The 24,416-nt window shown below is 69.0% G+C and carries 21 protein-coding genes and 2 tRNA genes; 10 read left to right on the forward strand and 13 right to left on the reverse strand.

The annotated features are described in order from the left end of the window. Positions 1–70: 70 nt before the first annotated feature. The 9 genes from RIV12_RS01780 to RIV12_RS01820 all read right to left on the reverse strand — a co-directional run bounded on the left by RIV12_RS01780 (position 71) and on the right by RIV12_RS01820 (position 6,855). Entirely contained in the window at positions 71–958 is an 888-nt protein-coding gene (locus RIV12_RS01780) for a hypothetical protein (protein WP_309321803.1), read from the reverse strand. A gap of 127 nt (positions 959–1,085) precedes the next feature. After that, positions 1,086–1,733, reverse strand: coding sequence for a MarC family protein (locus RIV12_RS01785; protein ID WP_309321805.1), 648 nt, complete (start codon positions 1,731–1,733; stop codon positions 1,086–1,088). Positions 1,734–1,818: 85 nt separating this feature from the next. Further along, positions 1,819–1,891 (reverse strand) — tRNA-Ala (locus RIV12_RS01790). Positions 1,892–1,930: 39 nt separating this feature from the next. Next, positions 1,931–2,003: transfer RNA gene (locus tag RIV12_RS01795), tRNA-Ala, on the reverse strand. Between the two features lie 93 nt (positions 2,004–2,096). Then, positions 2,097–2,738, reverse strand: coding sequence for a histidine phosphatase family protein (locus RIV12_RS01800; protein ID WP_075419062.1), 642 nt, complete (start codon positions 2,736–2,738; stop codon positions 2,097–2,099). Beyond that, positions 2,735–3,154: a ribosome silencing factor gene (gene rsfS / locus RIV12_RS01805; protein ID WP_309321807.1), complete on the reverse strand. Its 420-nt coding sequence runs from the start codon at positions 3,152–3,154 to the stop codon at positions 2,735–2,737. Before rsfS ends, RIV12_RS01800 begins: the two co-directional genes overlap by 4 nt. 66 nt (positions 3,155–3,220) lie before the next feature. Beyond that, a complete protein-coding gene (locus RIV12_RS01810) occupies positions 3,221–4,912 on the reverse strand; it encodes a hypothetical protein (RefSeq protein ID WP_309321808.1) in 1,692 nt (563 codons plus the stop codon). Beyond that, positions 4,902–5,585: a nicotinate-nucleotide adenylyltransferase gene (nadD, locus tag RIV12_RS01815; protein WP_009405885.1), complete on the reverse strand. Its 684-nt coding sequence runs from the start codon at positions 5,583–5,585 to the stop codon at positions 4,902–4,904. Before nadD ends, RIV12_RS01810 begins: the two co-directional genes overlap by 11 nt. 178 nt (positions 5,586–5,763) lie before the next feature. After that, a complete protein-coding gene (locus RIV12_RS01820) occupies positions 5,764–6,855 on the reverse strand; it encodes an ROK family protein (RefSeq protein WP_309321810.1) in 1,092 nt (363 codons plus the stop codon). A gap of 278 nt (positions 6,856–7,133) precedes the next feature. Here RIV12_RS01820 and RIV12_RS01825 point away from each other — a divergent pair, with 278 nt between their 5' ends. The 10 genes from RIV12_RS01825 to RIV12_RS01870 all read left to right on the forward strand — a co-directional run bounded on the left by RIV12_RS01825 (position 7,134) and on the right by RIV12_RS01870 (position 19,489). Continuing rightward, positions 7,134–7,910: a DeoR/GlpR family DNA-binding transcription regulator gene (locus RIV12_RS01825; protein WP_309321812.1), complete on the forward strand. Its 777-nt coding sequence runs from the start codon at positions 7,134–7,136 to the stop codon at positions 7,908–7,910. A gap of 115 nt (positions 7,911–8,025) precedes the next feature. Further along, positions 8,026–9,318: a glycosyltransferase family protein gene (locus RIV12_RS01830; protein WP_309321813.1), complete on the forward strand. Its 1,293-nt coding sequence runs from the start codon at positions 8,026–8,028 to the stop codon at positions 9,316–9,318. Continuing rightward, entirely contained in the window at positions 9,315–10,601 is a 1,287-nt protein-coding gene (locus tag RIV12_RS01835) for a glycosyltransferase (protein ID WP_309321815.1), read from the forward strand. The genes RIV12_RS01830 and RIV12_RS01835 overlap by 4 nt, the downstream gene beginning before the upstream one ends. Further along, entirely contained in the window at positions 10,601–11,770 is a 1,170-nt protein-coding gene (locus tag RIV12_RS01840) for a glycosyltransferase family 4 protein (protein ID WP_309321817.1), read from the forward strand. The genes RIV12_RS01835 and RIV12_RS01840 overlap by 1 nt, the downstream gene beginning before the upstream one ends. Before the next feature lie 50 nt (positions 11,771–11,820). Continuing rightward, a complete protein-coding gene (locus RIV12_RS01845) occupies positions 11,821–13,596 on the forward strand; it encodes an ABC transporter ATP-binding protein (RefSeq protein WP_075419071.1) in 1,776 nt (591 codons plus the stop codon). Continuing rightward, a complete protein-coding gene (locus RIV12_RS01850) occupies positions 13,593–14,813 on the forward strand; it encodes an aminoglycoside phosphotransferase family protein (protein WP_309321818.1) in 1,221 nt (406 codons plus the stop codon). Before RIV12_RS01845 ends, RIV12_RS01850 begins: the two co-directional genes overlap by 4 nt. A gap of 32 nt (positions 14,814–14,845) precedes the next feature. Further along, positions 14,846–15,907, forward strand: coding sequence for a phosphotransferase (locus RIV12_RS01855; RefSeq protein WP_309321820.1), 1,062 nt, complete (start codon positions 14,846–14,848; stop codon positions 15,905–15,907). Beyond that, positions 15,904–17,229 carry a UDP-glucose dehydrogenase family protein gene (locus RIV12_RS01860; RefSeq protein WP_309321822.1) on the forward strand — a complete coding sequence of 442 codons (1,326 nt, stop codon included), beginning with the start codon at positions 15,904–15,906 and terminating at the stop codon, positions 17,227–17,229. The genes RIV12_RS01855 and RIV12_RS01860 overlap by 4 nt, the downstream gene beginning before the upstream one ends. Before the next feature lie 74 nt (positions 17,230–17,303). After that, positions 17,304–18,833: a sensor histidine kinase gene (locus RIV12_RS01865; RefSeq protein ID WP_309321824.1), complete on the forward strand. Its 1,530-nt coding sequence runs from the start codon at positions 17,304–17,306 to the stop codon at positions 18,831–18,833. Next, complete coding sequence (locus RIV12_RS01870; protein ID WP_309321826.1) at positions 18,830–19,489, forward strand: response regulator transcription factor; 660 nt, start codon at positions 18,830–18,832, stop codon at positions 19,487–19,489. Before RIV12_RS01865 ends, RIV12_RS01870 begins: the two co-directional genes overlap by 4 nt. A 69-nt stretch (positions 19,490–19,558) precedes the next feature. On the opposite strand, the gene RIV12_RS01875 is transcribed toward RIV12_RS01870, so the two are convergent. The 4 genes from RIV12_RS01875 to obgE form a co-directional block, all read right to left on the reverse strand. Next, positions 19,559–20,056 carry a ubiquitin carboxyl-hydrolase gene (locus RIV12_RS01875; RefSeq protein ID WP_309321828.1) on the reverse strand — a complete coding sequence of 166 codons (498 nt, stop codon included), beginning with the start codon at positions 20,054–20,056 and terminating at the stop codon, positions 19,559–19,561. 179 nt (positions 20,057–20,235) lie between these two features. Beyond that, positions 20,236–21,531 (reverse strand): glutamate-5-semialdehyde dehydrogenase, encoded by a 1,296-nt coding sequence (locus RIV12_RS01880; protein ID WP_309321829.1) that lies wholly within the window; start codon positions 21,529–21,531, stop codon positions 20,236–20,238. A gap of 33 nt (positions 21,532–21,564) precedes the next feature. Beyond that, positions 21,565–22,659 carry a glutamate 5-kinase gene (gene proB / locus RIV12_RS01885; RefSeq protein WP_309321971.1) on the reverse strand — a complete coding sequence of 365 codons (1,095 nt, stop codon included), beginning with the start codon at positions 22,657–22,659 and terminating at the stop codon, positions 21,565–21,567. 87 nt (positions 22,660–22,746) lie between these two features. After that, positions 22,747–24,354, reverse strand: coding sequence for a GTPase ObgE (gene obgE, locus RIV12_RS01890; RefSeq protein ID WP_309321831.1), 1,608 nt, complete (start codon positions 24,352–24,354; stop codon positions 22,747–22,749). Positions 24,355–24,416: the final 62 nt, after the last annotated feature.

The raw sequence follows: 24,416 nt of genomic DNA on the forward strand, positions 1-24,416 counted from the left end.
CCGCACGGTGGTATCCCCCGTTCCGGTCTCTGCGACAGGAACGTTCAGAACCACAACCGAGGCATACCGCTCAGGGACGGGCCAGGCGCTGCGGGAGGGCCTGGGAGGCGAGCCGCTCGAGAACCGGCCCGACCTCTGCGGCCTCGGTCAGGGCCTGCGGGAAGGAGACCACCAGAGTGGTGACCTCTTCCCCGGTGATGGACATGAGGGTGACTCCGTGGGCGTCGACGTCGACGCACAGGGTCCGGTCCCACAAGGTGGGGCACACCCCGACGGCGGGGCGGGAGGAGCAGATCCATCCAGGCATCTGACCCTCGCGCACGGCCTCACACACGGCCCGCAGCCCCAGCTGACCAACAGCGCTGACCGCCTCATGGGCGTCCATGATCTCTTGAGGGCTCCAGGAGGCTGAAGGCACTGCGCCGGCATCGGCCGAGTCGATATCGAGGATCTCCTCAATGTCGTGGCTGGAGACCCCGGAGACGCAGTGAAGCATGACCCGTTCACAGATGATGACGCCCAGCCGCCCACCAGGTCCCGAGGCGATCTCTCGGACCCGCTCGAGGGGATCCTCGCCGACGATGGCGCAGTGGCAGGCGGAGGCCCGAGAGGAGGCGAGGACCAGGGCACGGTCCTCGCCCTCGATCCAGGTCAGGTTCCCGAGCAGATGAGCGGTGGCGGCCGTGATGCGAACACCGGGTTCAGCGGCATCGAGAGTGACGTCGAGCCGGATGTCGACGGCGACGTCGTCGGGCGCGATGGCCAGCGGGGTACCTTCGGGCGGGCAGGCGGCGACGAGGATCCGACCATCGGCCCGCATGGCATGAGCGACGAAGGCTGCCGGCGCGGATGGGTCGATGCGGTAGGCCGTCACAGCGGCACTCCCACTGCCGGCCAGGAGACGCCTGGCCATGCGCCGGGCACGCTGCATGATGTCGGGGACCTGAACGGACGTCACACGCTTACCTTCCTACCGTGTTGCCACATGCGGGGGCGGGGTGCTCCCGGCAACATCTGAAGGTGAGGCTACCCTCAGAGTCCCTGAGGGGCCAGTTCCTGACAGAAACCCGCACGTGGAGCGTGTCTCAGCGAGCCAGCCCAGGGAAGAGGTGCTGGATCCCGACAACAATCATCTGCACCGCGATCGAGGCCAGGATCATACCCATGAGGCGGGTCATGATGTTGCGCATCGTCATGGACAGGCGAGCACCGATGCTGGCTGAGAAGTAGAGGACGATCCCGAGCGCTACGAGGACGGCCGCCAGTGCAGCCGCAACCGCCGCATGCCCACCCAAGCCTCGAGCCTGGGACTGGATGACGATGATGGTTGCGATCGTTCCTGGACCCACGAGGATGGGGAAGGTCATGGGGTAGAAGGCGACGTCGTTCCCACCACCAGCAACGACGTTGCGCTGCTCCTTCTCCTGCGTACTCCCCTCGTGAGCGCTGGAGCCACTGCCATTGAGCATGGACAAGGAGATGATGAGCAGGACGATTCCGCCTGCGATCCGGAAATCGTCGACGCCGATGCCGAAGAATCTCAGGATCGTCGCACCGAGGAGCAGGACGACGGCGCACATGATGGTGGAGGAGATCGTTGTACGAACTGCTGTGCGCCGCTGGGTCGCAGCATCCTGTTCCTGGGTGAGGCTCAGGAACAGGGGCAGGTTGACAAAGGGGTTCATGATCGCGAAGAAGGCGCCCAGAGCCTTGACCAGCACAGCGGTAGCCATACCCGCATTGTGCCGCATACTCCAGCGGCAAGCAGGGAAACAAAATGGCCCTCGCCTGGACGGCGGGGCCTGATCGGTGTCTTTGTGGAGCTAGGGGGATTCGAACCCCCGACCTCTTCCATGCCATGGAAGCGCGCTACCAACTGCGCCATAGCCCCTTCACGGGTGTCCCACTCGGGTTCATTCCGAGAGGATCGTGGAGCTAGGGGGATTCGAACCCCCGACCTCTTCCATGCCATGGAAGCGCGCTACCAACTGCGCCATAGCCCCGTTCGGGCGTCGCTCGCGTGCGGCGACGCGGATAACTGTATGAAGATCGGACCCGTCAGAGCAAATCCGCGGTACGTGCACTACCTCACCCGTTCAGCCCAGGATCCTGCCCAACGGGCTGGAGTCCACCGGCGGTCCGGCATTCCACGCCACCACCGACCAGCCCGGAGGCCGTTTATTGGTCCGCATGAGCGCGTAGCAGCAGTTGCTCATGCCACGCAGACCGAACCACTCCTGGGCGTCCATTCCCAGCAGGTAGGTGGCCCCCAGGTTGGTGGCCGCTCCGTGGGAGACGGCCACGATGACGTCGTCCTTCTGAGCGCCTGCAACGATGGACTTGAGTGCTTCTCCCACCCTCTCGGCGGTCTGACGGCGCCCCTCGATCCTGAACTGAGGGAGCTCTCCTCCGGCCCGCCAGGTGGCATAGTGCTCCGGCCACTGCTTCTTGATGTCGGCCGCCTTGAGTCCCTCCCAGTCCCCGAAGGACTTCTCCGCCAGTCCCTGATCGATCTCGACGCTCAGGCCGATCAGCGACGCCAGCACCTCAGCCGTGGCCCGAGCCCGCACCAGCGGGGAGGAGACAATGCGCGTGGGCCCCAGCGCCGCGATGCCCTCTGCGGCACGTCGCGCTTGGTCACGCCCGGTTTCATTCAGAGGGATATCGACCTGCCCCTGAATACGCCCTTGACTGTTGTAGTCGGTCTGGCCATGGCGCCACAGAATGAGATCCGTCATGAGGCAGTACTCTCCCGCCCACTGACCGCATCACCATCTCGCCTGTTCTCATGCGTCAGGTCCACCGGCAGCTCGATAGCGGGGCAGTCCTTCCACAGTCGTTCGAGCGAGTAGAACTCCCGGTCCTCGTTCTGCAGGACATGGACGACGACGTCGCCGTAGTCCACCAGGACCCAGTGGGCGTCGGCGAAGCCCTCCCGGGTACGGCGCTTGGCGCCGGCATGGTGCATGGCCTCATCGACCGCATCGACGATGGCGTGGACGTGGCGGTCGTTCGCCCCGGAGGCCAGCAGGAAGATATCGGTCAGCCCCAGCCGCTCGGAGACGTCGATGGCGGCGAGGTGCTCGGCCTTCTTATCAGCCGCCGCGCGAGCGGCAGCGATCGCCAGACCAGTGGCGTGTTCAGTGGCGGACACGGATCTCCTTCAGGACGGTCAGTCAGACATCATGCGGCAGCGGCGACTGTACCGTGCACACCCCCGTCAGACGAGCTGACGGATCCACTCCCCCGCACCGATGGTGGCGGCCATCGCGCTCGTGCCGCCGCCGATCTTGCCGCCGCTGATCAGTACCGCCAGGACGACAGCGATGATGATTAGCAGGAGAACGATGATGAGTGCGGCCATGAGGATCTTCCCGATGCGAGAGGAGGAGCTGGGCTGCTCCATCGGCAGGACGTGATCCGGGGTGGGAACCCGCCCCGTCACCTCATTGACGGGAGCCAGGTAGGGCTCCTCGGGCGCCTCAGCAGCCGGGACCGCCACGGAGTCCCACTCGGAGGCCCCGAGCGGACCATTGCCGTTCTCGGCCTCATCGCTGTAGAAGGCGTAGGGACTGACGGCCTCACCGGAGACAACGGAGGTCTCAGCCGTCCCGGCCACGATCGCCTCCTGGAAGTCGTCCGCCTGCGAGGGCTGATGCAGTGACCTCCACTGCGGAGCCCCGGGCGCACCGAACTCGGAGTCCTGCTCCGCCAAAGACGAAGGCGCCGACGTCGGCACCACCATGGTCTGCGCCTCGAGGTCGACCTCGACCGCAGCGTCGTCCTGCACCATCGGCTCCTCAATGGAGGGGACACCATAGACGTCCTGTGCATCGGCGGCGTCCTGGGCGGATGGCGAGCTGTCCACGGGCTGGACCGAGCTGAGCTCTCCCGTGGAGGCGTTAACGGTGCGCACCCCCTGCGCGGCGGCCGGAATGCGCACGATGGGGCGGCGCACCGAGCCGGCGGAGGATGCTGACCCAGCACTCAGTCCGCTGCGGGCGGACTCAGTGGTCCGCGGGGCCCCGGCCTGCTCGTAGGCGGCGAAGTCAGCAGCGCCGGACACGGTTGTGGAGACGGCAGGAACAGCGGAGGCGGCGCTCACGGCGTTGGCCGACGAGGAGGAGGACTGCGAGGATGCCTCCCCGTCGCCCTGGACTGTCGGTTCAAAACCCTCACGGTAGTCGTAGGGGCTGGTGGAGGGCTCGTCGGTTTCGGCGTCGTCGATCACCTCAACGGCGTTCTGAGGCTCATTGGCCTCCGGGCTCTCCGGCTCGTCCGTCTCGGAGACGGAGCCTCCCTCAAGGCGGTCCTTGAGCGAGAAACGGGTGGGCACCGGTGCCGGCTCGGAGCTGGCGTTCGCAGCCCAGTGAGCGTCGTAGTCGAGGGTGGCCACCGGCAGGTCGACGGCCTCCATCAGTCCCGTCTCGATCTCGGAGATCGCCACGGCCTCGGCCGCCGACAGCGAACGCCAGCTCGGAGCGGAGGCGGCCGGCCCCTCGGGGACGGACAGGTTCAGGGGCGGGTTCTGCCCTCCTTGCTCGAGATAGTCGACCCCGTCCGCGGCGGGAAGCTCGGTCGACTCCCCCAAGCCGAGCTGGGCATCCTCACCCGACGCGGCGGAGGCACGGGAGGTGACCGACGCAGGATCGGCAAGAGGGTCCTGGAGCGCCTGGGCCTGCTCAGGGGTGATCTCGCCCGCCTCGACGGCGGCCCTGAGCGCCTTGGCCTCCTCACGCAGACGCCTCATCTCACGTCGAGTCAGGAGCGGCTGCTGACCGGTCAGGATCGCTTCGCGCTCCGCGGCGCGCTCCGCCTGTCGGATCGCACGACGACTACCGCGTGGAGCGTGCTCATCCTGCGTCGGCTCCTCGGACGTGGGGGCATTGACGCCGGTCTGCTCAGTGCTCACCGTCGTTCTCCTTCCTCAGGGACTGCTCGCGGGCCACTCTCGCCGTCATCGACGTCGCCGACGCCGGCCGCAAGGCCATACGATAAAGCCCGTACTTGCGTATGTACTGCACGACACCGTCAGGAACCAGGTACCACACCGGAGACCCTTCCCCGACCCGCTGACGGCAGTCCGTCGACGAGATCGCCATGGCCGGCACCTCCACCAGCGAAATCCGGTCACGGGGAACCCCGGAGTCACTGAGAACGTGCCCGGGACGCGTGACCCCTACCAGATGAGCCAGATCGAAGATCTCCTCGCTGTCCTTCCAGGTGAGGATCTGCGCCAGCGCATCCGCCCCAGTGATGAAGTACAGTTCCGCGCCCGGGTACTCGGCTGCGATGTCATGAAGGGTGTCGATCGTGTAGGTCGTACCGCCCCGGTCGATATCGACCCGGGAGACTGTGAACCTCGGATTGGAGGCCGTGGCGATCACCGTCATGAGGTAACGGTGCTCGGCCGGGGAGACCTTGCGCTCCTTCTTGAAGGGCTGGGCCCAGGTGGGCACGAAGATAACCTCGTCGAGAGCGAAGACGTTCTGAACCTCGCTGGCCGCGACCAGGTGCCCATGGTGGATCGGATCAAAGGTTCCACCCATGATGCCGATGCGAAGCGGACGAGCAGACAGGGTCACGCGCTGCGCCTCGCTTCTCTCCTGGGGGACACGTTTGGTTCTCCTCAACCGGCTTGGACAACTGCAGTTGGCGAACATACTGCCATGGCCTGCCCCCATTGTGGGTCTCCGCAACGCCATAAGCGAGTTGTCAGCCAACGGCGCAGAGACACAAGGCAGTATTCAGGTGACCGTCAGATCACTTCCAGTTAGCCAGTGCGCGTCCTGCCGCCCCCAATACCGGGGCCGACACCCCGAGCCGGGCCGTCACCAGTCGCGGCGTCGGCAGCTCACCCACGAGGTCAGCCACCCGGCGTCGCAGAGGCTCAAGGAACACGGCCTCATCAGCCCGCACGAGCTCCGAGTTGACGACGACGTCGAGCGGGCCGAGCAGACCGACGCTGTGAGCGACGAGCTCTGCCAGAGAGTCCAGACCGGTGTCCCAGACGCGGCGCGCCTCCCGATCCCCCGAAGCCATCGCACTGAGGAGGGACTCCAGACCTGAGGCGCACTGAGCGGATGACCCACCGGAAGCGTCATCGCGGCCGCTCGACGCCTCCGCGGCGGCGCTGGAGCCGGAGTCAAGGGAACCAGCGGAATCATCGAGCATGCCGGCGGTGTGTCGCCTCGCCATCGCGCACACGGAGGCGACGTCCTCCAGGCGGGCCCTCTCCCCGCTCCAGTCCGGATCGGGAACCAGGATCCGACCGACCTGACCGGCCCAGCCCTCACCGAGCACCGGGACACCACCCAGCAGGACGGCGGAGGAGATCCGCTCGCCGACCGCCAGGTAGAGGCAGTCGCTCCCGGCCACGCCCCACTGGCTCTCAGCCCAGGCGCCGCAACCAGCGTCCTGATAGAGCGCCACCTCAATGCCTCCGGAGAATCCGGACGGCCCACCACTCCGAGACGACAGCGACTGCCTCACAAGACTCGCCAACGGGACGTCCTGCAGACCAAGGGGCTCGCTGAGGCGGACATACCCCTCACCCTCGTCGACGACACCAGGCACACAGATCCCGACAACGAGGGCCGGAGCCCCGGAGGCCTCACCGCCGAGGTCGTCGGCAGCGCTCGCGCACAAGGATTGGATGGCGCTCCCGATCTCCTGAGCCAACCGGTGAGCGTCAGAGCGACACTCCTTGGGCACAGGCCGCTCCAGGGAGGAGACGGCACTCCCCCGACCATCAGCAACAACCGCGGTGATGCCATCGGCACCGACGTCGACCCCGATGGCGACGACACTCTCCTCACGGTGGAGGCGCTCGGCAAGGTCAGCGGGACATCCCATGTTTTCTCTGTTCTCGGGGGCGGGGCGGCGAGCCCGCAGGACCACCGCCCCACGCAACGGCGTGATTGATGTCGACGACAGTAGCAAGGTTTGTATCGCTATGTGTCGCTCTCAGGAGGCAGGTGCGGGCATTACTGAACTATGCTGACGCCAGTACGCCACTACCTGCGCACGGTCACTAGGATAAGACAAATAGTTGATGCGCAAATCACGTACATGCTCCCCCGTCCGCCCCATCTTCGTCCCGCACCACCCCCTTGAGCCCCAGGAGGATCGAGATGTCTCGGCATGATCGCCATTCGGCCATCCTCGACATCGTCATGGACGAGGGCAGCGTCCATATCGATGACATCATCACGCGGCTGGGAGTCTCGGCGGCAACCGCACGGCGCGACCTCGACCATCTGGCTGACCAGCAGCTGGTCAGCCGCACCCGTGGTGGCGCCATCGCCAACCCCACCTCCACCGAACCGCCTCTGCGCTATCGCACCTCCAAGATGGCCGATGAGAAGACCCGTATCGCCAAGGCGGCGGCCGCGCTGGTGCACCCGGGTGACTCCGTCGGTCTCAACGGCGGCACCACGACCACCGAGGTGGCTCGCGAGATCGCACTCCTGCCGGACCTGACCGATCCCGACGTGCCGGTCACCCTGGTCACCAATGCCGTCAACATCGCCAACGAGATGGCCGTGCGCCAGTGCGTGCGCGTCGTCGTCACCGGCGGGATCGCGCGCGCCCGCTCCTTCGAGCTCACCGGCCCTCTGGCCGACCTCATCCTGCCCTCGATCAGCCTGGGTACGCTCTTCCTGGGAGTCGAGGGCCTCGATGAGAGAGGCGCCTACGCCCAGCACGACGGCGAGGCCGCCGTCAACGCCGCCCTGGTGGAGGCCGCCCAGCACGTCGTCATCGTGTGCGACAGCTCCAAGCTCGGCAGGACGGCCTTCGCCCTCATCTGCCCCACCTCCAAGATCGACACGGTCATCACCGACGACGGCGCCCCGGCCGACCAGGTTGAGTCCCTGCGTCAAGCCGGAGTCCAGGTGCAGCTGGTCTAGCCTCCGACAAACCTGAGAGCTTTCTCATCCGTCCTTAATCGTCATCTTCTCCTGACCGGTCAGGATCGTTTCAGAACGATCCAGAACCGACACCAAGACAAGAGAAGAGACGATCATGACGACCGTTCCCCTACGTGTGGCCCTCTACAGCCACGACGCCAAGGGGTTGGGCCACTTCCGCCGCAACCTCGCTCTGGCCCATCACCTGGCCCGGGCACTGCCGGGGCTCACCGGTCGTGACGTCACCGGCCTGGTCGTCACCGGCCTGACCCCGGGGCAGGAGTATCGCCTCCCTGACGGTTTCGACTGGCTGGTACTGCCGGGGGTCAAGAAGTCCGGGGGCACCTACCTGCCCCAGCGCCTGCGCATCACCCGTGAGGACCTGAGCCTGGTCCGGAGCGCCCTGCTGTCCGGCGCCCTGAGCACCTTCGCCCCGGACCTGTTCATCATCGACCGGCATCCCTACGGGGTGTACCAGGAGCTGCGCGAGCCCCTGGCACACCTGCGCCGAGCCCACCCCGCCGCACGCGTGGTGCTCGGTCTGCGCGAGGTCCTGGACACCCCCGCAACCGTGCAACGCGAGTGGGATGCGCTCGGCGACACCGGCACGCTGCGCCGGCTCATCGACGAGGTCTGGGTCTATGGGGACGCCGCGGTCCACGACCTGAGCGCTACCGGTGAGGCCCCGGCAGCGTTGGAGGAGCGGATGCGCTACACCGGTTACCTCGCCCACGGTCGCGACATCGCTGAGGCCAGGGACGGCTCCGAGGCGTCAGCCGCACTGGCCGGTAACGCCCTCGATCCGGAGCCCTTCATCCTGACGACCGCCGGTGGCGGCTCCGACGGCATCAACCTGCTGCGTGCCGCCGCGGAGGCACGCGTCCCTGACGGCTACCGGCATGTCGTGGTCACCGGCCCCCAGCTCGATGCCGCCCTGTTCCACCAGGTTGCTCAGGCGGCCGGCCCCCGCACCGTCGTGCGCCGGTCCTGGCCGGGGATGAGTCGCCATATCCAGCAGGCCGCGGCGGTCGTCTCGATGGCCGGGTACAACACGGTCAGCGAGATCCTCGCCTCCGACACCCCGGCTCTCCTCGTCCCGCGCGAGACGCCTCGCCTTGAGCAGTTCATCCGGGCCACCGCCCTGAAGGAGGCGGGCGCCGTCGATCTCCTGAGAGTCACGGATCTGAGTGCCGCGGCACTGGAGAACCGGCTCACGCTGCTGCTGCGTGATCAGGACACCGCCCGTCACCAGCTGATGGGGCGACGTCGTCTGCGCCTGGACGGCCTGACCACCGTCCCTCTGCTCGCCGCCGAGCTCGTCGGCGACCGAAACGACGGCCCCACCACCCGCCTCAGTCATCTCGCCAGCCACGCCACCAGCCTCACCAGGATGGAGATCCCCGCATGAATCCCACACTCGACACCCACCAGGGCGGTCCCCGTATCGGATACGTCCTCAAGGTCTACCCCCGCTTCTCGGAGACCTTCATCGTCACTGAGATCCTGGCTCGCGAGGCCCAGGGCGAGGATCTGAGCATCTATGCGCTGCGCCCCACCACAGACTCACGCTTCCACCCCGAGATCGCCCGGGTCGCCGCCCGGGTCAGCTGGGTGGGCCGCCCGCAGCGGGCCATCGACCTGTGGACCCAGCTCGCCAACGGCCTGAGCCGCCAGGACGACCGCGAGCGCTTCGCCGCCATCATGCCGGTGCTGGCCGAGCTCCCCGGTGACGAGGTGGCTCAGGGCGTGGAGCTGGCGCGCCAGGCGCGCAGGGACTCCATCACCCACCTGCACGCGCACTTCGCGTCCCTGGCCGGGCGGGTCACATGGATCGCCTCGGCTCTGACCGGCATCCCCTACACCGTGACCACCCACGCCAAGGACATCTTCCACGAGTCGGTGGACCCGGTCTGGCTGCGCCGGATCTGCGCCGACGCGCAGCGGGTCATCGCCATCAGCCGTTACAACGAGGAGTACCTGGGAACAGTGCTGGCGGGAACCGGAGCCACGGTGTCGCTGCGCTACAACGCCCTCGAACTGGATCGCTTCTCCTACCGCGCCCCGGAGCCGGCGTCCGCCAAGAGGGCCGAACCGCTGCGGGTGTGCGCCGTGGGGCGTCTGGTGCCCAAGAAGGGGTTCGCCGACCTGATCGAGGCGGTCAGGATCCTGGTGAGCTCCGGAGTCGACGTCGAGGTGGAGCTGGCCGGCGACGGCGACGAGCGTGCGCGTCTGTCCGAGCAGATCGACCGCCTGGGTCTGGCCGACAGGATCCGCCTGCTGGGTCCGCTCACGCAGGCGGAGGTGCGCGACCTGCTGGCGCGCTCGGACGTCTTCGCGGCACCCTGCATCGAGGCGGCCGACGGCAACATCGACGGTCTGCCCACGGTGATCCTGGAGGCGATGGCCTGCGGGACGCCGATCGTGGCCACAGCGGTGTCAGGACTGCCGGAGGTGGTTCGCGACGGCGTCACCGGCCTCCTTCTGCCCCCGGGTGACCCGGCCTCGCTGGCCGTGGCCCTGCGCAGGATCGCGCTGGGCGAGGTGGATACCGTCTCGCTGTCCCGTGGGGCGCGGGCACTGATCGAGGAGCACTTCGACTCCCGTGCCCAGGCCGAGGTCCTGGCCTCCTGGCAGTCGGGCCCCGTCCCCGCTCCCAGCATGTGCCCGGCCGACCAGGAAGGAGCCGCCTGATGCGGATCGCCTACATCTGCTGTGACCCGGGCATCCCGGTGTTCGGGACCAAGGGCGCCTCGGTGCATATCCAGGAGGTCGTTCGCGAGCTGCGGGCCGCCGGCCACGAGGTGGTGCTCTACGCCCTGCGCTCGGGCGAGCACGTGCCCACCGACCTGGCCAACCTCGAGCTGCACCTGGAGGCCGTGGCCGACGTCGAGCCCGCCGAGCGGGAGCAGGCGCAGGTGCACGCCGCGGAGAGGATCGCCTCTCGGGTGATCGCCGACGGCGCCGACCTGGTCTACGAGCGCTACTCCCTGTTCTCCACGGCGCTGGCCGACATCACGGCGGCGACCGGAGTGCCGGGGATCCTGGAGGTCAATGCTCCGCTGATCGACGAGCAGCGTCGTCACCGCTCGCTGGTGGACGCCTCCGGCGCCGAGCAGGCACTGCACCGTCAGGTCGGGGCCGCTCGGGTCACGGTGTGCGTCTCGGACCCGGTGGCCGACTGGGTTCGTCGTCGCACCGCGGATGTGCCGGATGCGGACGCCGTCGCCGGCAGGATCCACACGGTTCCCAACGGTGTGAGTGTGCGCCGCATCCAGCCTCAGCCGGCAGAACCCGACCGGGTGGTCGTCACCTTCGTGGGGACGCTCAAGCCCTGGCACGGGGTGGCCGACCTCATCACGGCGGCGGCCCTGGCGCGTCAGCACTGGAGCCTGCGGATCATCGGGGACGGCCCTGAGATGGACTCGCTGCGGGCTCAGGCCGAGCGCCTGGGGGTGGAGGCGGACTTCCGTGGGGCGGTCGCGCCTGAGGAGATCCCCGCCCATATGGCGGGTTCGGCGATCGGGGTGGCCCCTTATCCGGATCTGGGAGGTCGCGAGCAGCAGTACTTCTCCCCCATGAAGGTCCTGGAGTACCTGGCCGCGGGGCTGGCGGTCGTGGCCTCCGACGTCGGGCAGATCCCCCAGCTGCTTAAGGAGGGCTCGCAGCTTCACGGAGTGCTCGTGGCGCCCTCGGACCCCACAGCGCTGGCCGCGGCCCTGGATGATCTGGCGGCCTCGCCCCAGCGGCGAGCCCGGATGGGGCGCAGCGGGCGTCTCCTGGCCGAGGAGCGTCACTCCTGGAAGCGGGTCGTCAGCCGGATCCTGGAGCTGGCCGGTGTCGCTCAGGGGGGTGGGCGGTGATGGACTCGCTTCCGCGCCGCCACGGACGCAGTCGGATGCGCCACTCCCCCATGCGGCAGACCCTGCGGCTGGTGGGCCCTGATGCCGCGCCGCAGTGGCGTCTCATGGCCGGAGGCACGGCGGTGCTTCTGGCGGAGGTGGTCTTCCGGGTGCTCGAGCCCTGGCCGCTGAAGATCGCCATCGACTCGCTGGTGGCGGCTCTGGGTCGGCATACGGGCAGCGCCCCTGCCACGGTCTCCTCCCTGGTGGGGCTCGGTATCGCCCTGCTGGTGATCGTGGCCGGCCGGGCGGTGTGCAACTACCTGGCCACCGTGGCCTTCGCCCTGGTGGGCTCACGCACGGCGGCCTCGCTGCGCAGCCGGGCCTTCCACCACGTCCAGGGCCTGTCCCAGCAGTTCCACGCCCGCAACCGCAGCGCGGACACGGTTCAGCGGCTCATCGCAGACGTCAACCGCATGCAGGAGGTGGCTGTCACCGCCGGCCTGCCGATGGCCGCCAACACCTTGACCCTGCTGGTCATGGTCGTGGTCATGGTGTTCCTGGACCCGTTGCTGGCTATGATCGTGCTTCTGGCGGTGGTGGCCTTCTTGCTCGCGTCCTCGGGCAACTCGCGGCGGATCTCCGCGGCCTCGCTGCGCAGCCGCAAGTCGGAGGGGAACCTGGCCAACACCGCCCAGGAGGCGCTCGGTGCCATCAAGGTGGTCCAGGCCTACGGTCTGGAGCCGCTGCTGCATGAGCGTTTCACGGGCGCCAACACGGTGTCGCTCAGTGAGGGGGTGCGCTCGCGCCGTATCGCCGCGCGCCTGGAGCGTTCCACAGACGTCATCGTCGGCCTGGCCACTGCCGTGGTCATGGTCGGTGGAGGCATCCGGGTCCTGAACGGAGCCATGTCTCCTGGAGACCTGGTGCTCTTCACGACTTACCTGCGCACCACCATGAAGCCGCTTCGGGACATGGCCAAGTACACCGGCCGTATCGCCCGTGCGACGGCCTCGGGCGAGCGGGTGGCCGACCTCATGGCGGTCAAGCCCGACATCGTCTCCCCTGATGACGCCACCGTGCTGGACCCGGTCCGCGGCATGGTCCACTTCGACCACGTGCATGCCGCCTACGAAGGACGCCCGGTGCTGCACGGTGTGAGCCTGACGGTGGTTCCCGGTGAGCATGTGGCCCTCGTGGGCCCATCGGGCTCAGGCAAGTCCACTCTGGTGTCCTTGGTGGTGCGGGCCCTGGATCCGTCTTCCGGCACGGTGAGTCTTGACGGGCACAGCCTGGACGAGCTGGATCTGCGGTTCCTGCGCTCGCAGGTCTCGGTCCTGCACCAGGAGGCGGTGCTGCTGACCGGAACGATCAGGGAGAACATCCGGCTGGGGTGGCCCGATGCTTCCGATGAGGAGGTGGAGGCGGCTGCGCGTGCGGCCCACGCCCACGACTTCATCACCCAGATGCCCGACGGTTACGACACGGCCGTGGGTGAGCGGGGCGGCACCCTTTCGGGCGGTCAGCGTCAGCGCATCGCCATCGCTCGGGCGCTGCTGCGAGACTCCCCGATCGTCATCCTGGACGAGGCGACCACGGGGCTGGACCCGGCCTCGACGTCGGCGGTGCTTGAGGCGATCGATGAGCTGGTGGCCGGACGCACGACCCTGACCGTCACCCACGACCCACAGGCCGCCATGCGCGCCGATCGTGTGGTGTGGATCCAGGACGGGCGGATCCGGCTGGAGGGCAGCCCTCAGCACCTCATGGACTCCTCGGCCGACTTCCGTCGGTGGGCGAACAGTCACCTGTCCGAGTCCTTCGCCCTGGCGGGGAGCGGATCGTGACTCCTTCGATCATCAGCGCAATGACCACGGCCGATGCCGTCGCCGTGATGCTCGACGCCGATCGGCTCAGTGAGCTCCTCGAGCGCCCGGTGCGGGCCGACAGGCTGCGCATCAAGCCGGGGGTCTCCGTCCTGGTGTCGTTGACGGAGCAGGGCACCGGGCTCACAGCCGGCTGGGCCCGTCTGCTCTGGCCGGTCTCGCACTCCAAGGCCGCTCAGGCCGAGCGCACGGCCGCCTCTCTGGGGCTGGCGCAGTCCCCCGTCACCCGGTCCCTGGGCGACGGTCTGCTGCTGCAGTGCGGTCCGGTCCTCACCGACCCCAAGCTGGCCGAGCCGCTCGCGCAGGCGACGGGTGTGGGGATACTCAGTACCTGGGACGCCCGGGACGTGCTGCGCTACAACCCCTCACGGCGCCTGGTCCTGCGAGACGGCTCCAAGGTCCTGCGGCTGCGGACCGGAGCCGGGGGGCCGGCCGATGATGTCCACCGCGTCCTGTCCGAGTTCCTCCCGGTCCCCGGTCTCCTCGACTCGCAGGCCGTGGCCAGGTGCGAGGGCCGCGTCAGCGTGCAGCAGTGGTGCGGAGACACGAATCTGGCTGACTTCTACTCCGGGAACGTTGATGGGCCGGCCACCACTCAGAGCCCCGTGGAGGCCACCCGTCGCGTGGGGGCACTGCTGGCCGAGCTGCACTCCTGCGCCGGGCAACTGCCACCGGAGCTCGTCGACCGGATGCCGCATCAGCATCCCACCGCTCGGGAGCTGGCTGAGGTCCATGCCCGTCAGCTCGACGTCCTGGCCCCCGAGCTGGCGCGCCGGGTGCGGGCGGTGGGCGACATGCTGCCCACCAGACTGCCGGGGTCACCGGTTCTCACCCACGGCGACGCCTCCCCCGACCAGGTGCTGTACGAGTACTCGACCGGTCGGATCTGGCTGACCGACTTCGACCGGGTGCGCCTGGCACCGGCGGCGACGGATCTGGGCTCCTACCTGGCGGTCGCGCCGTCCTCTCAGCGGGGCGCGCTGCTGGATGGTTATGCCGCGCACCGGCCGGTGCCGGGCGGCGAGGAGCTGGGAGCGGCGATTGCGCTGTCGCGACTGGCGCGACTGGCCGATCCCCTGCGCCGGGCCCAGCCGTCCTGGCGTGAGCGCATCGGCACCGAGCTGACCGCCATCGAGCGCATCACTCAGTCGCCTGAGAAGGAGGCCGCCCGGCCATGACGGACGCGATGAGTACGACACGAATGACTGAGATGACACAGAAGACGAAGGTGACGGACATGCTGAGCACGCTGCGCGCCATCCCCGGGCTGCGCCGGGCCTGGCCCGGCAGCCGGGACTCGGGCCCCGCGAGCGTGAGCATCGAGTGCGTCGACGGCCAGGGCCGTCTGCGCGCAGGGCACGTCACTGTGGGGGGCGCCCCCGATCTGCTGCCCTATGCCGTCGATCCGGCTCTTCCGGCCCTGTCCACGCAGCTGACTGGGGCTCTCGTCGTCCACCGCGCCGGCCGCCGCGCCGTCGTGATGGAGGATTCCCGAGTCCGCAAGATCGTGCGGCCCCACAAGGCCGCCTCCCTGGTGCGGGCCCACACGACCGCTGCCTCGGTGCTGCGGGTCACTGGCCTGCGCACCCCCAGGATCCTGGGCAACGAAGACGATGTCGTCGACCTCGAGCTGCTGCCCGGCCGCAGCCTCGACGAGCTCGGTGACGCGGGCCTGCCCGGGTGGCAGCGGCTCACGGACTCCTGGTCGCGCCTGGGCGATGGCGAGGCGGACCTGCCCCTCCACGGGCCGCGGCAGGAGACCGAGGTGCTGCGGCGTTGGTTCGCCTCCGCCCAACGCTACGACGTCATCGATCAGCAGGGTCCTCTGCATGAGCAGGTGGTGGATACCTGCCTGAGGCTGAGGGAGAGCAGCGAGGTGCACGTCATCACCCACCGCGACCTCCACGACGGCCAGCTCCTGTGGGACGGAACCGACCTGTCGCTGCTCGACCTGGACACCGCGGCCATGGCCGAGGCGTCCCTCGATCTGGGCAATCTCTGGGCCCACGCGGATCTCATGGCGGTTCGCGGCCGGCTCGGCCCTGAGGCTCACGCCCAGGTCCGAGGACTGCTCGATGACCTGGCCCGCACGCTGCCCATGACGGCGCACCGTCTGGAGACCTACTACCGCTCCTCGGCACTGCGGCTCGTCTTCGTCCACGCCTTCCGTCCCGCCGCCCACCAGTGGCTGCCCGTCTGGGTGCGCCACTGCCTGGGACACGCCTCCCCCTTCATGCCCCTGGACCTCACCAACGATTGGAACAACTCATGACCCCTCTCAAGCTCACCGTCATCGGCTGCGGATACCTCGGTGCCGTTCACGCCGCCGCCATGGCCCACCTGGGACACCACGTCCTGGGGATCGACACCCGCCCCGAGCAGGTCGAGGCCCTTGCTCAGGGCCGAGCCCCCTTCTATGAGCCGGGACTGCCCGAGCTGCTGGTCACCGGGGCTCAGCAGGGCGACCTGCGCTTCACCTCAGCGCCGACACCGGCCGAGCTGGCCGAGGCCGATGTCCACTTCATCGCCGTGGGGACCCCGCAGTCCGCCACCGGCGGTGAGGCCGACCTGAGCCAGCTGTGGAGCGTGGTCGACATGCTTCACGGCGCCCTGCCCGAGGGCGGGCGCAGCCTGGTGGTGGGCAAGTCGACCGTTCCGGTGGGCACCGCCCAGCAGGTGGCCGAGCGCCTGGCCGGTCGCGCCCTGGTGCTGTGGAACCCCGAGTTCCTGCGCGAGGGCTTCGCCGTGGCCGACACCCTCCACCCCGACCGCATCGTCTACGGGGTCCCCGCCGACCCCAATGACGCCCTGGAGGCACAGGCCGCGCTCGACGCCGTCTACCAGGACCTGCTGGAGGAGGGCATCCCCCGGATCGTCACCGACTACCCCACCGCCGAGCTGGTCAAGACCGCGGCGAACTCCTTCCTGGCGACCAAGATCAGCTTCATCAACGCCATGGCCCACCTGTGCGACACGGCCGGGGCCGACGTCACCGTCCTGGCCGACGCCATCGGCCATGACCCGCGCATCGGCCGGCGCTTCCTCCAGGCCGGCGTCGGTTTCGGCGGAGGCTGCCTTCCCAAGGACATCCGGGCGTTGCAGGCCAGCGCCGACCTTCACGGCGCCGTGCACCTGGCCGACCTGCTGGGCCGGGTCGACTCCATCAACCGTGAGCAGCGCGACCGGATCGTCGAGCTGGCCCGTACCCACGTGGGCGGTGACCTGTCCGGTAGGTCGATCACCATCCTGGGAGCGGCCTTCAAGCCCCTGAGCGACGACGTGCGTGACTCCCCCGCTCTGGATGTCGCCTCCCGCCTGGCCGACCTCGGGGCGGAGGTCACTGTCTGCGACCCGCAGGCCCTGCCCGTCGTGGCCCGCTCCCACCCTCACCTCACCTTGGAGGACGACCCCCGAGCCGCGCTCAAGGGAGCCGAGCTCGTCCTGCTACTGACCGAGTGGGACCAGTTCGTCGCCCTCGACCCCGCTGATGCCGCCGCCGGCGTCGCCGAGCGTGTCATCATTGATGGACGCAATGCCCTGGACCCGGTGGCCTGGCGCGAGGCCGGGTGGACCTACGCGGGAGTAGGACGCTGAGTCGGGCCGCTGCCGGCTCCGCCCGTGCCCGGATCCATCGGGCGGAGCCCAGTGGATCCGGGCACAATGGCGACGTGACCTCACTGCTGCCCACTCGTACCGTCACCATCGGCACCCGTGTCATGTGGGCGATCGTGCTGGTGGCCGGCATCGCTCTGGTCACGTGCGGGGCGATCGTGTGGGCACTGGGGCACTCCAGCGTGTCGGCCGAGGCCACCAACCGGCTCGAGCACAGCCGTGACCGGATCCGCCAGCTGGCCGCCGAGAGGCGAGACCCTTCCAGCGGTCAGCCCCTGGAGGACGTCTCCGAGGTTCTTCGCACCCACATCCAGCGCACGGCCGAAGGGCGCGGTGAGGCCGAGCTAGGCTTCGTGGGCACCAGTGCCGGCGTGGAGCTGGCCTGGGTCTCCTCGGACAACGTCTCCTTCCGCCCCGAGGAGGACAAGCAGCTGCTCACACGGGTGACCTCCCAGGCAGCCGCCTCGGAGTCCGTCATCGAGACGGTGCGCACCCCCACATCGAGCTACCGAGTCCTCATCGTCCCGCTGCAGGGCGGCTCCCAGCACGGGGCGCTCGTGCACGTCATCGACCTCAAGGTCGCCGAGTCCCAGCTTCGGCGAACCATGGCCTTCTACGCGGCGGCGGCCGTGTTCACCGTCGCCCTGGTGACGGGTCTGGCCTGGTTCGCCGTCGAGCGGCTCCTTCGCCCCATCGAGCAGCTGCGCCGCGCCACCGAGTCCATCGGCGAGGACGACCTGACCACCCGGGTGCCGGTCAAGGGCCGAGACGACCTGACGGCCCTGGCCGAGGCCGTCAACCGGATGCTCGACCGGGTCCAGACCTCGGTGGAGGCCCAGCGCAACCTGCTCGACGACGTCGGCCACGAGCTGCGCACCCCGATCGCCGTGGTCCGCGGTCACCTCGAGCTCATCGACCCCTCAGACCCCGAGGACGTGCGCCAGACCCAGTTGCTGACCATGGACGAGCTCGACCGGATGGGGATGCTCGTGAACGACTTGATCCTGCTGGCCAAGAGTGTCCAGAGCGACTTCGTCACCCCGGTGGACACTGATGTCGCCGAGCTGACCGAGCTGGTCTTCGACAAGTCCCTCGCCCTGGGCGAGCGCCGCTGGAAGATGGAGTCGGCGGCCTTCACCCGGGCCATCATCGACCCCACCCGAATCACCCAGGCCTGGCTCCAGCTGGTGGCCAACGCGGTGAAGTACTCCGAGCACTGCAGCACCGTGTCCCTGGGCTCGGCCGTTCGCGACGGCCACCTGCAGATGTGGGTGCGAGACGAGGGCATCGGGATCGCCCCTGAGGACATCGACCTGGTGCGCCAGCGGTTCAAACGCACCACCGGGGCTCAGGAGCTCGCCTCAGGAGCAGGACTGGGGCTCAGCATCGTCGAGACGATCGTCGCAGCACACGGCGGACGACTGGACATACGCTCTGAGGTGGGCCGAGGCTCGGTGTTCACCATGGTGGTCCCTCTGAAGACCTCCACTCCGCTGTCCTCCTCCCGAGGCGGTGCCCTCGCACCTGCCGGGGCCTCAAGCCCTGATCAGCCCCCGACAGCCTCCCAAAGGAGTCACTCACCATGAGCAGCATCCTCATCGTTGAGGACGAGCCCCGCATCATCGCGTTCCTCACCAAGGGGCTCAAGGCGGCCGGCTTCACCACGCACACCACCGCCGCAGGCAGGCAGGCCGTGGCCCTGGCGGTCCAGGAGAGCTTCGACCTCATCATCCTGGATGTGGGCCTGCCCGACATCGATGGCTTCGAGGTGCTCCAGCAGCTGCGCGGCCAAGGCGTGGGAGTGCCGGTCATCATGCTCACGGCGCGCTCCTCAGTGGCCGACCGCGTCGCCGGTCTGGAGGGCGGCGCCGACGACTACATGCCCAAGCCCTTCTCCTTCGAGGAGCTCCTGGCCCGTATTCGGGTGCGGCTGCGCCCAGAAACCACCGGCCCCGATCAGATGCAGCTGACCCACCGCGACATGGTCCTGGATCTGCGTACCCGGACCCTGACGTTGGAGGGGCGAACCGTGGAGCTCTCCGCCAGGGAGTTCGCACTGGCCGAGGCCTTCATGCGCCACCCCGGCCAGGTCCTCAGCCGCGAGCAGCTCCTGAGCTCGGTGTGGGGGCTGGACTTCGACCCCGGTTCCAACGTGGTGGAGGTCTACGTCTCCTACCTGCGCAACAAGCTGGGCAGGCAGCGGGTGGAGACCGTACGCGGCATGGGTTACCGGCTCACCTGATCCGCCACCCCCTGCGACGCCGCGCACTGGCCGGTGACCGCGGCGTCAGCCATCCCGTCAGTCGTCCATTCAGTCATCGATGTCGCGGTCGTCGTCATCGGCTTCATTTTGCACACCGTTTCTGGCCGGCTTCCTGTCGTCGTCATCATTGTCGACCTCGGTGCGGGAGTCATCGGAGCGTCCGGGTGCGGCCGGAGCAGCCGATGCGGCCGGAGCCGGCTGACGGTTGCCCTGGTCGACGGCGACAGGCGGGTCGGGGTCGACCGCCTGAGGCGCGTGGCCCTGCGTCGAGGAGTCCGATGAGTCTGCGGCTCCCGCTTCGGCGCTGCCCGGCTCATGCTGGGTACTGCTGGCACCGCCGGCACCCCGGCTCGGCCTCGCCGTAGTCGAGGACTGGGATGACGTGACCTGTGGGGTTGCCGTCAGGACGATTCCCGGCTCCTTCGCCGACTCGGCGGGGTGGGAGAACACCATGCGGGTGACCGCGAGCAGGAGGCCCGCTGTCACAACGACGACCGTGGTGGCAACGACGCGGCCACGACCGAAACGACGCAGCAGACTCTCCACTCCAGTCTCCCCCTTCTCCCCCGGTTGTCCTGCACCCGTCCGACTTTCGTCGACCGTAACACGAATGAGATGACAAAGCACTGGAGCGCGGCACCGGGAGAATCACAGAACTGATCCGCACGCTTCTCAGAATCAGCACAACTCCAAGGCGTCCCAACGTTGCTCGGAGGTGCGAGAACTCAGGGGCGGATGTGGCCGTCGCCCTCGACGATCCAGGTCGTCGTCGTCAGCTCGCTCACACCCATGGGGCCGCGGGCGTGAAGCTTCTGAGTGGAGATGCCCAGCTCGGCCCCCAGCCCCAGCTGTCCGCCATCGGTGAATCGGGTCGAGGCGTTGACCATGACGGCCGCCGAGTCCATGCCCGCGATGAAGTCGTTGATGACGCCCACGTCCTGGGCGAGGACCGCCTCGGTGTGTCCGGTGGTGTGGGCCCGAATGTGGTCGATGGCCTCCTCCAGGCTCCCGACGACGCGCACGGCCAGGTCCAGTGAGCCGTACTCGGTGTCCCAGTCGGCTTCGGTGGCCTCGGTCAGGAGGGCAACACGCCCATCGGCCGTCGCCGCCTCGGTCAGGATCCGGTGGGCGGTGGGGTCGGTGTGCAGGACGGTGTCCTTGTCCCACAGGGCGCGGGCTGCGGCCGGTAGGTAGGTGGCGGCGACGTCGGCGTGGACCAGGAGCGTCTCGGCGGCATTGCACACACCGACGCGCTGGGTCTTGGCGTTGACAATGATGTCCACCGCGGCCTTGAGGTCGGCGCTGGCGTCGACGTAGACGTGGCAGTTTCCCGATCCAGTCTCGATGACAGGCACGGTGGACTGCTCGACGACGGTACGGATGAGTCCGGCCCCGCCTCGCGGCACCAGGGCGTCGACCAGACCGTGGGCGCGCATGAGGGCGCGGGCACCGTCCCGACCGGCGGCATCGACGCTCGTCACAAGGTCTGCGGGCAGTCCCTGCGCCTCCAGGGCGCTGCGCAGGGCCGCGACGATGGCGGCGTTGGAGTCCTGGGCGGCACTGCCCCCGCGCAGGATGATGGCGTTGCCGGACTTGACGGCAAGGGCGGCGGTGTCGACGGTGACGTTGGGACGGGCCTCGTAGATCATGCCGACGACGCCCAGTGGCACCCGTACCCGGCGCACTCGCAGCCCGTTGGGCATGACCGAGCCGTCAACGACCTGGCCCACGGGGTCGGGCAGGGCGGCCACCTCGTGCAGGGAGTCGGCGATGGCCGACAGGCGGTCGGAGTCCAGGGCCAGGCGGTCGAGGAGACCGGCCTTCATCCCTGCCTGGCGTTCGCGCTCCAGGTCGGCGGCGTTGGCCGCGAGGATCGCTTCGCCGTGCTCGGTGAGGCTGTGGGCCATGGCCTCCAGGGCGGCGTCCTTGACGGCGCGCGGGGTCCTGGCCAGGCTTCGTTGCGCCGCACGGGCTGAGCGGGCGGTTGCGGTGACGAGCTCGTGGGCGTCGACGTCGTTCATGGGGACACCATAGAAGACGGGGCCGATGGTGTCTCAGACTCCGGCGATGCGGGGCAGCTCGGCGAGATCGTCGCGGTGGATCACGGGAGCCACGTGATCGGGGGCAGCGGTGCCCTCGGCCTGGGCCGCCAGGACCTCGCGCAGTTCGGCGGCGGCGTAGCGGCATATCCCCCGGGCCAGGACACCGTCGGGGCCGACAACATCGACCACGGAGCCCGACTCGAAGTCGCCGTCGACGCCGGTCAGGCCTGGCAGCAGAAGCGACTTCTTCCCCACGGTCAGGGCCCTGGCAGCTCCGGCATCGATGAGAACACGTCCTTCGGGCTGGGAGGCGTGGGCCATCCACAGCCTGCGGCTGGGACGATGGGGCCCGGTGGGCTCGAACCAGGTGCCCAGGTCCGTGGGAACCTGTTCCTGGCCCAGGAGCCCTGTGGCGTCGTCGGCCCGGGCGATGAGAGTGGTGGTGCCCGAGGCGCAGGCGATGGTGGCGGCCTGGAGCTTGGTGGTCATGCCTCCGGTTCCCACGAAGGAGCCGCGCCCGGAGACGCTGACCCCCTCCAGGTCCGCTGAGGAGCGCACGTGGCGGATGGGCGTGGCGCCGGGGGTCCCGGGGCGCGCGGTCCACAGGCCGTCGACGTCGGTGAGCAGCACGAGGACGTCGGCGGTCACCAGGTGGGCCACGAGGGCGGCCAGGCGGTCGTTGTCGCCGAGGCTGAACTCGCTGGTGGCCACCGCGTCGTTCTCGTTGATGATGGGGACGGCTCCCAGTGAGAGCAGGGAGTCGAAGGTGGCGCGCACCGTGCGGTAGTGGCTGCGGATGGCGACGTCGTGGGCGGTCAGGAGGACCTGGGCGGTGACCAGCCCGTAGGCGCTCATCGCGGCCTCCCAGCGGGCGGCGAGCCGCCCCTGTCCCACGGAGGCGGCCGCCTGCAGGAGACTGAGCTCATCGGGGCGCCGGCTCAGTCCCAGGGGCACCAGGCCTGAGGCGACTGCTCCGGAGGAGACCAGGACGACGTCGTGACCACGCCGTCGCATGCCGGCGATGAGACCGGCGAGGATGTCGATGCGGTTGAGATCGAGCCCGCCGTCGGCGCGCGTCAGGGAGGAGGAGCCGACCTTGACCACCACGCGGGCGCCCTCGGGCAACCGTCCTGGACGTTCCTGCCCGTGGACCGAGCTGGTGCCGATCGCTGCTGGAGTCACTGGGCCCTCCTGTCAGTCCTCGTCGTCGCCGTGCCAGGAGGCGGCATCGGTCCACAGGCCCTCGGCGGCCTCGTCACGCAGCTGCTGGCGCGCGGCCTCCTTGGCATCCATCATCTCGTGGTACTGGCTGCGCCGTTCCACGTTGGTTCGACGCCGACTGCTCTCCAGGCGCAGGTCGGTGCCCCGGGCACCCAGCAGCTCGGGGCCGGTGGTCATCGAGGGTTCCCAGGTGAAGAGCACTCCCCCGTCGACCTCGCCGATGAGGACGGAGTCACCGGCGTGGGCACCGGCCTTGACGAGCTCGTCCTCGACCCCGGCCGCGGCCAGACGGTCGGCGAGGTAGCCCACGGCCTCGTCATTGGAGAAGTCGGTCTGACGCACCCAGCGCTCGGGGCGCTGACCGCGGACCTGGTAGACCTGCCCCTCACTGGGATGGGCCAGCAGACGCACCTGGGCGACGCTCTCCTTCTCTCGACGTCCAACCGCCGCGGGCCGGATGATGGGGCGCGACTCACCGGTCCCGTCGGCTCCACCGGAATCGCCGTCGCGCTGGGGGGCCGCCGGAGCTGTCTCGCGGGCCCGCTCGACCTCGCCGGCCAGGGCGAAGGACAGGGGTCGCAGCCCCGTGTGCGCAACCGCAGAGATGATGTGAACGGGCAGCCCGCGGGCCTCAATGTCGGCGCGCACGAACTCGGCGAGCTCGGCGGCGTCGGGGACGTCCACCTTGTTGAGCACCACGATGCGGGGGCGATCCATGAGCGGGACCCGGCCGGTGAGGGAGGGATCGTCCTCCTGCTCGCCGAGGCGCTCGGAGTAGGCGGCGAGCTCGGCCTCGATGGTGTCCAGATCGGACAGGGGGTCGCGCCCCGGCTCGAGGGTGGCGCAGTCAAGAACGTGGACGATGACGGCGCAGCGCTCGATGTGCCGCAGGAAGTCCAGTCCCAGCCCCTTGCCCTGGGAGGCGCCGGGGATGAGGCCGGGGACGTCGGCGATCGTGTAGCGCACATCACCCGCCTCGACAACCCCGAGGTTGGGCACGAGGGTCGTGAAGGGGTAGTCGGCGATCTTGGGGCGGGCCGCGCTCATGGCGGCGATGAGGGAGGACTTCCCGGCGCTGGGGTAGCCCACCAGGGCCACGTCGGCGATGGTCTTGAGCTCTAAGGTGATGTCCTCGGCCTGACCGGGCTCACCCAGGAGGTGGAAGCCGGGGGCCTTGCGCTTGGAGGAGGCCAGGGAGAAGTTGCCGCGCCCACCGGTGCCGCCCTCGGCGACGACGATACGGGTGCCCTCCCCCACGAGGTCGGCGATGACCTGACCGCGTGAGTCCTTGACCACTGTGCCCTCGGGAACGGGCAGGACGAGGTCCTTGCCGTCGGTACCGCGGCGCCAGTCCCCCATGCCGGGAGTACCGTTGCCGGCCCGCTGGTGCGGGGACCGGTGGTAGCTCAGCAGGGTCGTCACCCGCGGGTCAACGGTCAGGACGACATCGCCGCCATGACCACCGTCGCCGCCGTCGGGCCCCGCCAGGGGCTTGAACTTCTCACGGTGCACGGAGGTGCAGCCGTTGCCGCCGTCGCCGCCGGCCACGTGGAGGACCACTCGGTCAATGAAGCTGGGCATGGGGTCTCCTGTGAGTCCGGGATAGCGCGAGAGGGCGGACGGCAGCTGCCGTCCGCCCTCTC

Source organism: Actinomyces stomatis, from assembly GCF_031292835.1.
GTDB lineage: Bacteria > Actinomycetota > Actinomycetes > Actinomycetales > Actinomycetaceae > Actinomyces > Actinomyces stomatis.

Bases quoted from the DNA above. Each gene is read 5' to 3' on its own strand.
- RIV12_RS01785 (WP_309321805.1), bottom strand. From the start codon at position 1,733: ATGGCTACCGCTGTGCTGGTCAAGGCTCTGGGCGCCTTCTTCGCGATC.
- RIV12_RS01825 (WP_309321812.1), top strand. From the start codon at position 7,134: ATGTCTCGGCATGATCGCCATTCGGCCATCCTCGACATCGTCATGGAC.
- RIV12_RS01870 (WP_309321826.1), top strand. From the start codon at position 18,830: ATGAGCAGCATCCTCATCGTTGAGGACGAGCCCCGCATCATCGCGTTC.
- RIV12_RS01845 (WP_075419071.1), top strand. From the start codon at position 11,821: ATGCGGCAGACCCTGCGGCTGGTGGGCCCTGATGCCGCGCCGCAGTGG.
- RIV12_RS01855 (WP_309321820.1), top strand. From the start codon at position 14,846: ATGACACAGAAGACGAAGGTGACGGACATGCTGAGCACGCTGCGCGCC.
- RIV12_RS01830 (WP_309321813.1), top strand. From the start codon at position 8,026: ATGACGACCGTTCCCCTACGTGTGGCCCTCTACAGCCACGACGCCAAG.
- RIV12_RS01860 (WP_309321822.1), top strand. From the start codon at position 15,904: ATGACCCCTCTCAAGCTCACCGTCATCGGCTGCGGATACCTCGGTGCC.
- RIV12_RS01820 (WP_309321810.1), bottom strand. From the start codon at position 6,855: ATGGGATGTCCCGCTGACCTTGCCGAGCGCCTCCACCGTGAGGAGAGT.
- RIV12_RS01840 (WP_309321817.1), top strand. From the start codon at position 10,601: ATGCGGATCGCCTACATCTGCTGTGACCCGGGCATCCCGGTGTTCGGG.
- obgE (WP_309321831.1), bottom strand. From the start codon at position 24,354: ATGCCCAGCTTCATTGACCGAGTGGTCCTCCACGTGGCCGGCGGCGAC.
- RIV12_RS01835 (WP_309321815.1), top strand. From the start codon at position 9,315: ATGAATCCCACACTCGACACCCACCAGGGCGGTCCCCGTATCGGATAC.
- RIV12_RS01800 (WP_075419062.1), bottom strand. From the start codon at position 2,738: ATGACGGATCTCATTCTGTGGCGCCATGGCCAGACCGACTACAACAGT.
- RIV12_RS01880 (WP_309321829.1), bottom strand. From the start codon at position 21,531: ATGAACGACGTCGACGCCCACGAGCTCGTCACCGCAACCGCCCGCTCA.